General features: G+C 72.3%; 12 protein-coding genes. 4 read left to right on the plus strand and 8 right to left on the minus strand.

All coding sequences use genetic code 11. The features are described 5' to 3' along the window. Positions 1 to 43 precede the first annotated feature (43 nt). Positions 44 to 1,207, minus strand: coding sequence for a glycerophosphodiester phosphodiesterase (locus tag IO36_RS33940; protein WP_037625722.1), 1,164 nt, complete (start codon positions 1,205 to 1,207; stop codon positions 44 to 46). 388 nt (positions 1,208 to 1,595) lie between these two features. On the opposite strand from IO36_RS33940, the gene IO36_RS33945 reads away from it, so the two are divergent. After that, entirely contained in the window at positions 1,596 to 2,285 is a 690-nt protein-coding gene (locus IO36_RS33945; RefSeq protein ID WP_078943615.1) for a lysophospholipid acyltransferase family protein, read from the plus strand. 185 nt (positions 2,286 to 2,470) lie between these two features. Here the strand turns inward: IO36_RS33945 and IO36_RS33950 are convergent, their stop codons facing one another. The 5 genes from IO36_RS33950 to IO36_RS33970 all read right to left on the minus strand — a co-directional run bounded on the left by IO36_RS33950 (position 2,471) and on the right by IO36_RS33970 (position 8,675). Beyond that, the gene (locus IO36_RS33950; RefSeq protein ID WP_037625726.1) at positions 2,471 to 3,988 is read right to left on the minus strand and encodes an MFS transporter; all 1,518 of its coding nucleotides are present in this window, start codon (positions 3,986 to 3,988) and stop codon (positions 2,471 to 2,473) included. Next, positions 3,985 to 4,536, minus strand: a complete 552-nt coding sequence (locus IO36_RS33955; RefSeq protein WP_037625728.1) for a TetR/AcrR family transcriptional regulator — start codon at positions 4,534 to 4,536, stop codon at positions 3,985 to 3,987. The genes IO36_RS33950 and IO36_RS33955 overlap by 4 nt, the downstream gene beginning before the upstream one ends. A gap of 186 nt (positions 4,537 to 4,722) precedes the next feature. Next, a complete protein-coding gene (locus IO36_RS33960) occupies positions 4,723 to 5,694 on the minus strand; it encodes an aldo/keto reductase (RefSeq protein ID WP_037625730.1) in 972 nt (323 codons plus the stop codon). Between the two features lie 220 nt (positions 5,695 to 5,914). Further along, a complete protein-coding gene (gene argH, locus IO36_RS33965) occupies positions 5,915 to 7,348 on the minus strand; it encodes an argininosuccinate lyase (RefSeq protein ID WP_037625732.1) in 1,434 nt (477 codons plus the stop codon). Between the two features lie 133 nt (positions 7,349 to 7,481). Beyond that, positions 7,482 to 8,675 carry an argininosuccinate synthase gene (locus IO36_RS33970; protein WP_037625734.1) on the minus strand — a complete coding sequence of 398 codons (1,194 nt, stop codon included), beginning with the start codon at positions 8,673 to 8,675 and terminating at the stop codon, positions 7,482 to 7,484. 246 nt (positions 8,676 to 8,921) lie between these two features. Between IO36_RS33970 and IO36_RS33975 the strand changes: the two genes are divergently transcribed. From IO36_RS33975 to IO36_RS33985, 3 genes are all read left to right on the plus strand, one after another. Then, positions 8,922 to 9,764, plus strand: coding sequence for a hypothetical protein (locus IO36_RS33975; RefSeq protein WP_037625735.1), 843 nt, complete (start codon positions 8,922 to 8,924; stop codon positions 9,762 to 9,764). A 134-nt stretch (positions 9,765 to 9,898) separates the two neighbouring features. After that, positions 9,899 to 10,486 (plus strand): pyridoxamine 5'-phosphate oxidase family protein, encoded by a 588-nt coding sequence (locus tag IO36_RS33980; protein ID WP_037625737.1) that lies wholly within the window; start codon positions 9,899 to 9,901, stop codon positions 10,484 to 10,486. Between the two features lie 3 nt (positions 10,487 to 10,489). Continuing rightward, on the plus strand, positions 10,490 to 11,188 hold the full coding sequence (locus tag IO36_RS33985) for a L,D-transpeptidase family protein (protein WP_037625739.1): 699 nt from the start codon (positions 10,490 to 10,492) through the stop codon (positions 11,186 to 11,188). A 183-nt stretch (positions 11,189 to 11,371) separates the two neighbouring features. On the opposite strand, the gene IO36_RS33990 is transcribed toward IO36_RS33985, so the two are convergent. Then, positions 11,372 to 12,811 carry a sensor histidine kinase gene (locus tag IO36_RS33990; protein WP_051901158.1) on the minus strand — a complete coding sequence of 480 codons (1,440 nt, stop codon included), beginning with the start codon at positions 12,809 to 12,811 and terminating at the stop codon, positions 11,372 to 11,374. A gap of 98 nt (positions 12,812 to 12,909) precedes the next feature. After that, complete coding sequence (locus IO36_RS33995; protein WP_245173585.1) at positions 12,910 to 13,779, minus strand: response regulator transcription factor; 870 nt, start codon at positions 13,777 to 13,779, stop codon at positions 12,910 to 12,912. Positions 13,780 to 13,893 lie beyond the last annotated feature (114 nt).

A 13,893-nucleotide genomic window follows, 5' to 3' on the forward strand; every position in this document is an offset into this window, starting at 1 on the left:
CGGGGTGAGGGCGGTCACCCGTTGACGGAGCGGGGCGGGCGGCTCACCCCTTGAGGAAGTCGGCCCGGGCCAGCACGGCGGTGTCCGCGTTGTCGGAGAAGACACCGTCGATGCCGGTCTCGAAGTAGGTCTTGAAGGCGCCGAAGGGGTCTCCGTAGCCGTCGGCCGCGGTGCCCTTGCGGAAGTTCGCGGGCAGGAACGGGTTCTCGTTGCGCATCGTGTACGGGTGCAGGATCAGACCGGCCCGGTGCGCGTCGGCGACGAGCGTGGTGGGGGTGGTGAGGTTGCCGGCCGCGTCCTTCGGGATGACGAGGTCGAGCGTGGGGCCGATGCCCTGCGCGTACGAGGCGATCCACTCCAGACCGGCCGGTGTGACGAGGTCGGCGACCGTGCGGGGGTCACCCGCCGCCACGAAGTCCCAGGGGCGGGTGTTCGCGGCCGACAGCAGGACGACGAGCGGGTTGCCGACGAGCTTGTCGAGCCGCTGGATGCTGCTCGGCTCGAAGGACTGGAGGATGACCGGCGAGTCCTTCCCGTCCTTGCCGTGCTTGCGCAGCAGTTTCGCGACCCGCTCCTCCAGGCCGAGGCCGAGGGCCCGGAAGTAGGTGGGGTGCTTGGTCTCGGGGTAGATCCAGACCTGCTTGCCGCGCCTGCGGGTCTGCTCGTCCTGCCAGCGCAGGACCTCCTCGAAGGTGGGGATCTCCCAGCGGCCGTCGTAGAGGGTGTTGTGCGGACGGTTGGCGGGGATGCGCTCAACGGCGCGCAGGGTCTTCAGCTCGGCGAGCGTGAAGTCCTCGGTGAACCAGCCGGTGGTGGGGACCCCGTCCAGGGTCTTGGTCGTCCTCCGGCCCGCGAACTCGGGGTGCGCCGCGACGTCCGTGGTCCCGCCGATCTCCGGTTCGTGCCGGCACACGAGGTGACCGTCCTTGGTGGGCACCAGGTCGCCCGCCTCGACGACGTCGGCGCCGAGGTCGAGGGCGAGCTCGTACGAGCCGAAGGTGTGCTCCGGCCGGTAGCCGCTGGCGCCGCGGTGACCGATGACGGTCGGCCGGGGCAGGCTCCGGTAGCCGCGGCCCGGGTGCCGCCCGTCCGCGCTCGCGGTGCCGGGCAGGCCGAGGGCCGCCCCGCCCGCCCCGAGCATCGCGGCCGACAGCAGCGTCCGCCGCGCCGTGCCCCGCTCCTGGCCGTTCGACTCCTGCGCGCCCATGAGGGCTCCTCCCGCCGTAGGTGCCTGCCTGTCGAAGCGGGACGATCGTAGGGGTCCCGGTGTGACGGGAGGGAGACCCGCGGCGGAACAGTGGATGACCTCGGGAGCCGCCGGGAGGCGGAACATGACGGTCCGTCGGCATCGGACGGACCGTCCGGGGTAGGCGGGGAGCGAGGCGGACGGACCGCCCTTCGCCGGGCGCTCACCCGTTCGCCGGTACCCGCGCGCGATGTCCGTCACACCGGGCCGGCCCGGTCGTCACCGCTCACGGGCACGCAACCGCAGGTAAACGTAGGTCAACAGTGCGTATCCGGTCGATGAACCCGATGTGCAATGGACCGGGAACCGCGAGTATCGTCCTCACCTGCACAGACTCCATACCGATCCCTTGACACCGGAGGGCCCGTTGTCCCGCTTCGCGCTCATCAAGGCAGTGCTCGGAACGATCATGCGCCTGATGTTCCGCCTACGGGCGGAAGGCGTGGAGAACATCCCCGGCGACGGCCCGGTGATCCTCGCCGGCAATCACCTCACCTTCATCGACTCGATGATCCTTCCGCTGGTCTGCGACCGGCAGGTGTTCTTCATCGGCAAGGACGAGTACGTCACGGGCAAGGGCCTCAAGGGCCGGCTCATGGCGTGGTTCTTCACGGGCGTCGGCATGATCCCGGTCGACCGGGACGGCGCCAACGGCGGCGTGGCCGCGCTGATGACCGGCCGCCGGGTCCTGGAGGAGGGCAAGATCTTCGGGATCTACCCCGAGGGCACCCGCTCCCCCGACGGCCGTCTGTACCGCGGCCGCACCGGTATCGCCCGGCTCACCCTGATGACCGGCGCCCCGGTCGTCCCGTTCGCGATGATCGGCACCGACAAGCTCCAGCCGGGCGGCTCGGGCATGCCGCGTCCGGGCAAGGTCACGGTCCGCTTCGGACCGGCCATGGAGTTCTCGCGCTACGAGGGCATGGACCGCGACCGCTACGTGCTGCGCGCCGTGACCGACTCCGTGATGACCGAGGTCATGCGGCTGTCCGGCCAGGAGTACGTCGACATGTACGCCACGAAGGCGAAGGCCGCGTAGGCCTCCGGCCACGTCGTCGCACACGGGTGGGCCCCGGCCGGAGTCTCCGGCCGGGGCCCACCCGTTTCGTACGGTCCGGAGCAGCCGCCGTCCCCGCTCGGGACCGGTCCTCGCCGGGGGCCCCGCACCGACACCGGACCGGGACCCGCCGGACCCGCACAGGGCGCGTCCCCGGACCGCGTTCGCTACGCCTCCAGCTTCTGGCCCCGCAGCAGGAACCAGGCCGCCGCCGCGGTGGCGAGCAGGACCGCCGCGCCCGCGCCGGAGGCGAGGGCCAGACCGTCCACGAAGGACTCCCGGGCCGAGGTCAGCAGCGCCTCGGCGGTGTGCTCGGGCAGATGTCCGGCGGCCTCCACCGCACCGCCCAGCGAGTCGTGCGCCGCGGCCGGTGTGCCCGCCGGGCCCGTGAAGCCGGCGTAGACGCCGGTCACGACGGAGCCGAGCAGGGCGATGCCCAGAGCCGCTCCCAGCTCGTACGCCGTCTCGGAGACCGCGGACGCGGCGCCCGCCTGCTCCTTGGGGACGGCGGAGAGGATGACGTCGGCCGTGACGGTGAACGAGAAACCGGCGCCGACACCGACGACCAGCAGCGCCGCGCCGAGCACGGGGTATCCGGTCGACCGGTCCAGCACGGTGAGCACGCCGAGCGCGAGGCCCACCGCGGCGAGCCCGCCGGACACGACGGTCCGCACGGAGAAGCGCCGCGCGCACCGTCCGGCCACCAGACCCGCCGCCACCGCGCCCACCGCGGCCGGTACTTCGGCGAGGCCCGCCTCGAACGGCCCGCGTCCCTGCACCAGTTGCAGGTACTGGGAGAGGAAGAAGACGAGCCCGGACATGCCGAGCACGGTGAACAGGTCGGCCAGCACCGCGCCGGAGAACCCCCGGTTGCGGAACAGCCGGACGTCCAGCAGCGGTGTCGCGAGCGTCAGTTGGCGGCGCACGAACCAGAAGAGGGCGCCCGCTCCCAGCAGACCGGCGGCGAGCGCCTGAGCGCCCGGCCCGTGCGCCGCGAGCTCCTTCACCGCGTACACCACACCGATGACACCGACCAGCGAGAGCGTCACGCTGATCAGGTCCCAGGGGCCGGGCCGCGGACTCTTCGACTCGGGCAGCAGCCGGCGGCCGACGAGGACGAGGACCACCATGACCGGCAGGTTGATGAGGAAGACCGAGCCCCACCAGAAGTGTTCGAGCAGGAAACCGCCGACGACCGGGCCGACCGCCGTGCCCGCGGAGGCCGTCGCGCCCCAGATGCCGATGGCGAGACTGCGCTCGCGCGGGTCGTGGAAGATGTTGCGGATCAGGGCGAGCGTGGCGGGCATCAGGGTCGCGCCGGCGACACCGAGCAGCGCCCGCGCCAGGATCATCAACTCGGGTGTCGTGGCATAGGCGTTGAGCACGGATATCAGGCCGAACGCCGTGGCGCCGGTGAGCAGCAGCCGCTTGCGGCCGATGCGGTCGCCCAGACTGCCCATGGAGACGAGCAGCCCGGCGATGACGAAGGAGTAGACGTCACCGATCCACAGGAGCTGGGTGCCCGAGGGTTCGAGGTCCTCACTGATGTACGGGGTCGCGAGGCCGAGGACGGTCGCGTCGACGGCCACCAGCAGCACGGCGAGGACGAGGACGCCGAGCGCGAGCCAGCGGCCCGGACGCTTCGGTATCCGTGTCGCGACCGCCGGCCGCAGGGTGCTGGTCATGGTTCCTCTCTCCTGAGCGCACCGCCGAGCAGCAGCCCGACGATCATGTGGTGGTAGTCCTTGGCGGCGACCCGGCCCTCGGTCACGGCCCAGGAGGCCGAGGCCATCAGTCCGTAGAGCGCCTCGGTGAGCCAGGCCGGGGAGAGGTCGATGCGGAACTCGCCGCTCTCCTGGCCGCGCCGGAACAGCGCGGCCACCCGGACGTCGATCCGGGCCCAGCCCTCGTGCTGCCCGTCCCCCTCGAACAGCTGGTTCTCGGTGTAGAGGAATGCGAGCAGTCCGGCCGACCGCTCCAGCTCGCCCACCAGACGGCGCACGGCCTCCTGGGCGGTGCCGTCGTCGAGACGGGCCGCGTCCAGGGCGGCCTCGCACTCCTCGATGCCGAGGGCCTCCAGCGCGCGGACGAGCGCGTCCCGGCCGGCGAACTGACGGTGCAGCGTGGCCCGGCTGATCCCGGCGGCCTTCGCGACCTCGTCCATCGTCGCGGTGGCTTTGCGGGTGAGCAGGGCGGCTGCGCTGCGCAGCACGTGGTCACGGTCGACAGCCATGAGACAACTGTACTGCATATGAGACAAGAATGTCTCACACGACGCGCATGCGTCTCACACCCAGGTGATCCTCAGGCTCCGCGCGGCCCGACGCTCCGCTCCGCGCGCCCGGCGCTCAGTGGCCGCAGCGCCCGAGTGCCCTCAGCGCTCTCGGCGCTCTCGGCGCTCTCAGCACTCTGAGCGCTCTCAGTGCCAGGGCAGCCGGCTGCGGTGCTCCCAGTAGGCCCCCGGTTCCTCCACCAGCGCGGCGAGCCGGGTCAGCTGGTCCTCGTCGAGGTCGACGACCGCGGCGTGCAGGTTCGAGGCGAGCTGGTTGGCGGTGGCCGCGCCGGACAGCACGACCCCGGCCCAGGGCTGCCGCAGGATCATCGCGAGGGCGACGGCGTCGCAGCCGAGCGAGGTCTGCTCGGCGACCGCTCGCAGCGCCTCGGGCGCGTGGGGCCCGGCGAGCCGGCCGTTGGCCAGGCCCTCCTTGACGATCACCGTGAGCCCGGCGTCGTGGGCCTCGGCGAGGGCCGGGGCGGCGGAGGTCTCCAGCACGTTGTACGTCGACTGGACGGTACGGAACAACGGCTCGCCGTCGACCGTGACGGCCAGCGCCGCCCGGACGGCCTCCGCCTGGGCGGGCCCGCTGGTGGAGAAGCCGATCGACAGACCGCCGGCGGCCGCCTCGGCGAGGGCCGCGTGCAGCTCCTTGTCGGTGAGGGCCGGGCTGTCCGGGGTCACCGAGTGGATCTGGTAGAGGTCGAGCCGGTCGCCGAGCAGCTCCGCGGTCTCGGCGCGCTGCCGCTCGTACGTGGCGAGCCCGTGGTCCTTGACCTCGTGCGCCTCGGCGTCGGTGCGCCAGTCGGCGGTGTAGGTGTAGCCCCATTTGCTGCCGACGACCACGTCGTCGACGTCCGGGCGGCCGCGCAGCCAGCCGGCGAGGAACTCCTCCGAGCGGCCGTAGGAACGGGCCACGTCGAAGTAGCGCACGCCCTGGGCGTAGGCGGCGTCGAGGAGTTCGTGGGTGCGCTCGCGCAGGGCTTCGACACTGCGGTCGGCCGGCAGGTCCTCCTCGCGCCCGAGGTTGATGTAACCGGGGCGCCCCACCGCGGCGAGTCCCAGACCGAGGTGCGCGGTGGGAGTCGTGGCTGAGGCGAGACGTGCGAAGGGCATCGCGGCTCCGTTCGGTCGGCTCCTTTACGGCTCCCGGCCAACGTAACCCGCGACACCCTCCGCCGTACGGCACCCGCCCCCGCCCACGGTCCGTGTCCGTCTCCGGGCGGGCCGGCCCGGCGGGCCCCTCCGCGGGCGGGCCGGCCCGGCGGCGGACGGCGTCAGCCCACCGCTCCCGAACCGACCCCCGCTACTGCCAGTGCCACTGCTCCTACCACTGCTACTGCTTCCGCTTCGCCGCCGCCCACGTCTGCTGCGCGGCGACGTCCGTCTTGATGTCGGCGAGCTGGACGGCGACGGCGCTCGGGGCCGTACCGCCGCGGCCGTCGCGGGAGGCGAGGGCACCGGGGACGTTCAGAACGGAGCGCACCTCGGGCGTCAGATGCGCGGAGATCTTCGCGAACTGCTCGTCGGTCAGCTCGTCCAGCTCCTTGCCGTCCGCCTCCGCGACCTTCACGCACTCGCCGGCGACCTCGTGCGCGACCCGGAAGGGCACGCCCTGCTTGACCAGCCACTCGGCGATGTCGGTGGCGAGCGAGAACCCGGCCGGGGCCAGCTCCTCCATGCGCTCGCGGTGGACGGTCAGCGTGGCCATCATGCCGGTGAAGGCGGGGAGCAGGACCTCCAGCTGGTCGCAGGAGTCGAAGACCGGCTCCTTGTCCTCCTGGAGGTCGCGGTTGTACGCGAGGGGCAGCGCCTTGAGCGTGGCCATGAGCCCGGTCAGGTTGCCGATCAGCCGGCCGGACTTGCCGCGCGCCAGCTCGGCGATGTCCGGGTTCTTCTTCTGGGGCATGATCGAGGAGCCCGTGGAGAACGCGTCGTGGAGGGTCACGAAGGAGAACTCCTTCGTGTTCCAGATGATGATCTCCTCGGCGATGCGGGAGAGGTTCACGCCGATCATCGCGGTGACGAAGGCGAACTCCGCCACGAAGTCGCGGGAGGCCGTGCCGTCGATGGAATTGGCGGCGCTGCCGTGCTCGAATCCGAGGTCCTTCGCCACCGCCTCCGGGTCGAGGCCGAGGGAGGAGCCGGCCAGGGCGCCGGAGCCGTACGGCGAGACGGCCGTGCGCTCGTCCCACTGGCGCAGCCGCTCGGCGTCCCGGGACAGGGACTGGACGTGGGCCAGGACGTGGTGCGCGAACAGCACGGGCTGGGCGTGCTGGAGGTGGGTGCGCCCGGGCATGGCCACGTCCGGGTGGGCCTCGGCCAGGCCGATCAGCGCCTCCTGGAGGTCGGCGATCAGGCCGCCGATGATCCGGGCGTGGTCGCGCAGGTACATCCGGAAGAGCGTGGCCACCTGGTCGTTGCGGGAGCGGCCGGCGCGGAGCTTGCCGCCGAGGTCGGGGCCGAGCCGCTCGAGCAGACCGCGCTCCAGGGCCGTGTGGACGTCCTCGTCGGCGATCGTGCCCACGAAGGAGCCGTCGGCGACGTCCGCCTCCAGCCGGTCGAGGCCGGCGATCATGCGCTCGAGTTCGTCCTCGGTGAGCAGGCCCGCCTTGTGCAGCACGCGCGCGTGGGCACGCGAGCCGGCGATGTCGTACGGCGCGAGGCGCCAGTCGAAGTGGACCGACGCGGACAGCTTGGCCAGGGCCTCGGCGGGACCGTCGGCGAACCGTCCGCCCCAGAGCCGGACGTCACCGCTGTTGCTGCTCACTTGCGTTACTCCTCGAAAGGTGTGGATGCGCCACCGCCTCCTCACGCATGCGCGAGGAGGCGGCAGCCAGGCTAGTGCTCGACAGGCTCCGAGGCGGCGGACACGACACGGCCCGCGCCAAGCCCCCTACCGCTTATGCCAGATCCCGCTTGGCGGCGATCTTCGACGACAGGCTGTAGATGTCGATGAAGCCCTTGGCCGCGGCCTGGTCGAAGGTGTCGCCGGTGTCGTACGTGGCGAGGTCGAAGTCGTAGAGCGAGGTGTCGGAGCGCCGGCCCGTGACGACCGCGCGGCCGCCGTGCAGGGTCATCCGGATGTCGCCGTTGACGTGCTGGTTGGCCTCGTCGATGAAGCCGTCCAGGGCGCGCTTGAGCGGGGAGAACCACTGGCCGTCGTAGACCAGCTCGCCCCAGCGCTGCTCGACCTGCCGCTTGTAGCGGGCGAGTTCACGCTCGACGGTGACGTTCTCCAGCTCCTGGTGGGCGGTGATCAGCGCGATCGCGCCCGGGGCCTCGTACACCTCACGGGACTTGATGCCCACGAGCCGGTCCTCGACCATGTCGATCCGGCCGATGCCCTGGGCTCCGGCGCGCTCGTTGAGCTGCTGGATGGCCTGCAGGACGCTGACGGGCTTGCCGTCGATGGCGACCGGGACGCCCTGCTTGAAGGTGATGATCACCTCGTCGGCCTCGCGGGCCTCGGCGGGGTTCGAGGTGTACTCGTAGATGTCCTCGATCGGGGCGTTCCAGATGTCCTCCAGGAAGCCCGTCTCGACCGCGCGCCCGAAGACGTTCTGGTCGATGGAGTACGGGGACTTCTTGGTGGTGGCGATCGGGAGCTGCTTCTCCTCGCAGAAGGCGATCGCCTTGTCCCGGGTCATCGCGTAGTCGCGGACCGGGGCGATGCACTTGAGGTCGGGGGCGAGGGCGACGATGCCGGCCTCGAACCGCACCTGGTCGTTGCCCTTGCCGGTGCAGCCGTGGGCGACCGTGGTGGCGCCGTGCTTCTGGGCGGCGGCGACGAGGTGCTTGACGATCGTCGGCCGGGAGAGGGCGGAGACCAGCGGGTAGCGGTCCATGTAGAGGGCGTTGGCCTTGATCGCCGGGAGGCAGTACTCGTCGGCGAACTCGTCCTTGGCGTCGGCGACCTCGGCCTCGACGGCACCGCAGGCGAGTGCTCGCTTGCGGATGACGTCCAGGTCCTCGCCACCCTGGCCGACGTCGACCGCAACGGCGATGACCTCGGCGCCCGTCTCCTCGGCGATCCAGCCGATGGCGACGGAGGTGTCCAGACCGCCTGAGTAGGCGAGTACGACGCGCTCGGTCACGGGATTCTCCTCACAGTGCATTCGCTGACATGCATGAGTATGCAGCACTCTGCATGGTTCGTCAATTGTGGCCCGCCCGGCACGCTCGGCAGAGGAATCTTCACGGAGGGTTGAACGCTCGTAATCGTTTCCGCGTATCTCCCGCTGAACGCAGGCGCCGCGTTCAAGCACGGCAGGCACACGGACGTTGACCGACCGGCCGAACGCCGGACGGTGGTCCACCCCCGACCCGAGTGAGGATTCCGCATGTCCAGGGCTCTTCCGAAGTACAACAAGCGGCGCGTCGTGATGATCGGCGGAGCCTCCGCCGTGGTGCTGTCCGCGGCGGTGATCGCCGGCAGCGCGCTGGCGGGCGAGAAGCACGACAACGCCCAGAACGCCACGACGAAGGCCGCCGCGAACACGGTGAACTGCCCGGCGGTCGCCCCGAGCCTGCCCGCGGTCCCGGCCTCCGCGAAGGCCGAGGTCGACCGGAATCTCGCCCTGCTGAACACCCAGATCGCCGAGGCCAACAAGCGACTCGTCGACACCGTCGGCCAAGGCGGCCCCAACTTCATCCAGAACGCGATCCTCGGCCCGCTGAAGGACAAGCGCGTCGCCACCGTCAACCGGATCGCGACGGCCATCGGCCGCACGGCCGCCAAGCCGCAGGGCCTGGACGCGCTCGCCCCCTGCTCCCTGAACACCGCGGGAGGCGCGGCCGCCGGCGGCACGGCCACGGCGTCCGCAGCCCCGAGCACGCCGGCCGCCGCACAGACGGGCGGGGCCGCGGCCGGAACGGGCGACGCCGCCGCGGCGGGCACCATCACCTGCCCGGACGTCGCCTCGCAGCTGCCCGCGGTCCCCGCGTCCGCGAAGGCCGAGGTCGACCGGAATCTCGCCCTGCTGAACACCCAGATCGCCGAGGCCAACAAGCGACTCGTCGACACCGTCGGCCAGGGCGGCCCCAACTTCGTCAACAACGCGATCCTCGGCCCCCTGAAGGACAAGCGCGTATCGACGATCGACCGCATCGCGATCTCCATCGGCCGCACGGCCGCCAAGCCCACCGGCCTGGACACCCTCGCCGCCTGCACGCTGAACAAGTGACCTGACCGCCGGTCCGGCCGCCCCGCAGACGCCGGCCGGGGCGGCCAACGGGTTCCGGCGGTGCCCCTGAACGACGCCGCCGGAACCCGTAACCCCTTAGACAGCCGAAAGGTCTTCCCCGATAATCGTTAGACATGGGAAAGACCTATGAGCGCATCGACGGCCGCCTCCGCAGCTTCATCGAGGCCCAGCCCCTCTTCTTCACCGCGACCGCCCCGCTGTCCGGGGACGGCACGGTCAACCTCTCCCCCAAAGGGCTCACCGGATCGTTCGCCGTTCTCGACGAACTGACCGTGGCGTATCTGGACTTCGCCGGCAGCACCGCGGAGACGATCGCGCACCTGCGCGAGAACGGCCGGATCACCCTGATGTGGTGCGCCTTCCAGGGCCCGCCCAACATCGTCCGGGTGCACGGCCGCGGCGAACCGGTCTTCCGCGACGACCCCCGCTTCGCGGAACTCCTCACCCACTTCGACGGCATCGACCCGACCCGGCACGGGCTGCGCGCGATCATCGTCGTGACGGCCGAAATCGTCCGCGACTCCTGCGGCTACGCGGTGCCCTTCATGTCCTACGACGAGGACCGCGACCTGCACGGCAAGCGCTTCGCGCGTGAGGACGACGACTCGCTGAACGCGTACTTCACCAAGAAGGAGCACATCGCGACGAGCCTGGACGGACTTCCCGGGCTGCCGCTGCCACTGCCCCCCAGTACGGTCTGAGCCATGCGCCTCGGAGCCACCGCCCTCGCGTCCGCGTCCCTGCTGGTCCTGGCCCCGAGCGGGCCGCCGCCCGCCACCGTCCTCCCCGCACGGCTGGCCGACACCGGCGGCGGGAGCCAGCTGATCACGGCCGAGGCCCCGCGCCCGGACGCGACCTCGGGGACGCTCACGTGGTGGGACCTGCGGGGCGGGCGCTGGGTACGGGCCGGTTCGGCGCCCGCACGGTTCGGGGCGCGCGGACTGGTCGAGGGCGGAGCCCGGCTCCAGGGCACGAACACGACACCCACCGGTCTGTACGAGCTGCCGTACGCGTTCGGGACCCGGGCGGCACCGCGGGGAACCTCGATGCCGTACCGCCGGGTGACCAGGGACTCCTGGTGGTGCCAGGACAACGCGTCCCGCTCGTACAACCGGTGGACCGAGCCGCGCCCCGGGGACTGCCGGGCGAAGGAGTCCGAGCACCTGATCACCTACACCGGCCAGTACGCGCACGCCCTGGTCATCGGCTTCAACTACGAGCGCCCCGTACGGGGCCGGGGCGCGGGAATCTTCCTGCACGTCAACGGCAAAGGCCCGACGGCCGGCTGCATCTCCGTACCCAAGGAAGCGATGCGACACCTCCTCACCTGGGCAAACCCAGAACGAGCCCCCCACATCGCCATCGGCACGACAACAGGACCAACAACGATCACCCGCTACTGACCACGGGCCGCTACCCGGCACCCGCAGCCGGGTACGCACGCGAGGGGCCGTGCCGGTACATCGATGCCCGTCGCCACTAACCTTCACGTCTCTGTCCAACGGCGACGGGCTGATGCACCGGCACGGCCCCGACCCCCCACCGGACCGGGCCACGGGAGCGCGCCACCGACATCGGCCCGCCGTTCAGACCGCCGGAAGCCTGACCGTGAACGTGGTGGCCCCCGGCCCGCTCTCCAGCCCGACCGTGCCGTGGTGCGCCTCGACCACGGCCGCCACGATGGACAGACCGAGCCCCGCCCCACTGCCGGAGGCATCGGCGCGACGCCGGTCCGCCCGGGTGAAGCGCTCGAAGACGCCGGGCCGCACGTCCTCGGGAACGCCGGGCCCGTCGTCGTGGACCTTGAGCACGGCGTCCTCCCCGTCGCGCTCCAGGGACACCGTCACCCGGGTCCCCGGAGGCGTGTGGACGCGCGCGTTGGCCAGCAGGTTCGCCGACACCTGCTGGAGCCGGTGGACGTCTCCCGTCACGGTCACCGGCTCCTCCGCCAGCTCCAGCACCCACCGGTGCCCGGGCCCCGCGGCCCGGGCGTCGGTGACCGCGTCGAGGACCAGACGGGTGAGGTCGACGGGCAGGCGCTCCAGGGGACGTCCCGCGTCCAGGCGGGCCAGCAGCAGCAGGTCGTCGACCATCTCACCCATGCGCGCAGACTCGGCGGCGATCCGTTCGAGGGCACGGGTCACCTTGGGCGGCACCGGCCCGGGATGCAGCAGCGCCAGCTCGGCATGGCCCCGGACCGAGGCGACCGGCGTGCGCAGCTCGTGGCTGGCGTCGGCGGCGAAGGTCCGCAGCCGCTCCTCGCTGGCGTGCCGCTTGGTGAGCGCGTCCTCGACGTGGCCGAGCATGCGGTTGAAGGCGGCGGCGACGCGGCCCACCTCGCTGCGCGGGTCCGACTCGGGCGCCCGCGGGGGCAGGGCCACCTCTCCGCTGGCGAGCGGGAGTTCGCTGACCCGGGCGGCGGTCGCGGCGACCCGGTTGAGGGGCCGCAGAGACCACCGTACCCACATCGCCCCGGCGACCCCGGCGACGACGAGGGCCACGCCGAAGACCAGGGCGGCGACGAGTTCGAGCCGGTGGACGGCCGCGTCGACGGGCTCGGTGGGCAGTCCGGTGACGAGTACGTCGCCGTCCTGGCCGGCCGTCGCCAGGACGCGGTAGTCGCCGAGGCCTGAGAGGCAGACGGTGTGGGCGCGGCCGTCCACCGGGACCGCCGCCAGGACAGCCTCGTCGTGGGCGGTCGGATCGACGGTCCGGACGGCCGTGCCCGGGCCGGGCGGCACGACGGCGGCGGTGGTCACGTCCCCGCCGACCAGCCGCGCCCCGAACGTGCCGGTGCTCTGGCGCCGGATGTCCCCGTGTTCGTCGCCGTCGTGGTCGGAGGGCTTGCCGGGCCGCGTCGCCGAACCGTGCTCGAGGCTCGCCGGGAAGCGCGCCCCGGCCTCCTGGAGCTGCTGGTCCAGGCGGCCGGTCAGGAAGCCGTCCAGCTCGTAGACGGCGGCCACGCCGACGGCGGCGCAGCTGAGCGCAAGGAGGACGAGGAGTCCGGCGGTGAGGCGGGCGCGCATCGTGCGGGGCCGGGGCAGCGCCCGCAGGGCCGAGGCCGCGCGGGCCCGCCGGGGTGCCTTCCCGTTCCCGTTCCCGCTCCCGTCCCGCATGCCCGGCGTCACCGGCCCGCCGCGGGCTTGAGGACGTACCCGGCGCCCCGGACGGTGTGGATCATCGGCTCCCGGCCGGCGTCGACCTTCTTGCGCAGGTACGAGATGTAGAGCTCGACGACATGGGCCTGGCCGCCGAAGTCGTAGGACCAGACGCGGTCGAGGATCTGGGCCTTGCTGAGCACCCGGCGCGGGTTGCGCATCAGGAAGCGCAGCAGCTCGAACTCGGTGGGCGACAGCTCGACCAGGTCTCCGCCCCGGGTCACCTCCCGGGCCTCCTCGTCCATGGCGAGGTCCCCGACGACCAGCCGGGGGCCCTCGTCGATCCGGCGGGCCATGCCGGCGCGGCGGAGGAGTCCGCGCAGCCGGGCGACGACCTCCTCCAGGCTGAAGGGCTTGGTGACGTAGTCGTCGCCGCCGGCGGTGATGCCGGCGATCCGGTCCTCGACCGCGTCCCGGGCGGTGAGGAAGAGGACGCAGACGCCGGGCAGCACGGTGTGCAGGTCGCGCAGCACGGCGAAGCCGTCGGTGTCCGGGAGCATCACGTCGAGGACGACGGCGTCGGGCAGCAGCTCGCGGGCCGCGGCGGCGGCCGAGGCGCCGTCGTGCGCGCTGCGGACCTCCCAGCCCTCGTAGCGCAGCGCGCCGGAGAGGACCTCGGCCAGGTCCGGGTCGTCGTCGACGACGAGGACGCGCACGGGGGTGCCGTCGGGCCGGATGAGCGCGGGCGCCCTGGCGCTCCCGCGCGCCCGGACGGCGGAACCGCCCGGCCCCGTGACGCCGGCACCGCCCGCGTCCGTGACGGCAGGGACAGAGGTGTCCGAACCCGGCATGGTGTCGGACCCGGGGGCCTCGGAGTCCGGAGAGGAAGTGTTCATGTCGCCTTCCAGCATCACCCCTGGCGAGGGGAGCGCGCGGCCACCCGGCCTCTGAGTTTCCTCTGAGTCGCCCCCCGCCCCCGCTCCTCTGTCCCCTCCCCTCTGCCCCTCCCC

The organism is Streptomyces aureus (assembly GCF_000725495.1).
Lineage (GTDB): Bacteria > Actinomycetota > Actinomycetes > Streptomycetales > Streptomycetaceae > Streptomyces > Streptomyces aureus_B.

Coding starts and splice junctions, on each gene's coding strand:
- IO36_RS33940 (WP_037625722.1), bottom strand. CDS start 1,207: ATGGGCGCGCAGGAGTCGAACGGCCAGGAGCGGGGCACGGCGCGGCGG.
- IO36_RS33950 (WP_037625726.1), bottom strand. CDS start 3,988: ATGACCAGCACCCTGCGGCCGGCGGTCGCGACACGGATACCGAAGCGT.
- IO36_RS33955 (WP_037625728.1), bottom strand. CDS start 4,536: ATGGCTGTCGACCGTGACCACGTGCTGCGCAGCGCAGCCGCCCTGCTC.
- IO36_RS33960 (WP_037625730.1), bottom strand. CDS start 5,694: ATGCCCTTCGCACGTCTCGCCTCAGCCACGACTCCCACCGCGCACCTC.
- IO36_RS33975 (WP_037625735.1), top strand. CDS start 8,922: ATGTCCAGGGCTCTTCCGAAGTACAACAAGCGGCGCGTCGTGATGATC.
- IO36_RS33980 (WP_037625737.1), top strand. CDS start 9,899: ATGGGAAAGACCTATGAGCGCATCGACGGCCGCCTCCGCAGCTTCATC.
- IO36_RS33985 (WP_037625739.1), top strand. CDS start 10,490: ATGCGCCTCGGAGCCACCGCCCTCGCGTCCGCGTCCCTGCTGGTCCTG.
- IO36_RS33990 (WP_051901158.1), bottom strand. CDS start 12,811: ATGCGCGCCCGCCTCACCGCCGGACTCCTCGTCCTCCTTGCGCTCAGC.
- IO36_RS33995 (WP_245173585.1), bottom strand. CDS start 13,779: ATGAACACTTCCTCTCCGGACTCCGAGGCCCCCGGGTCCGACACCATG.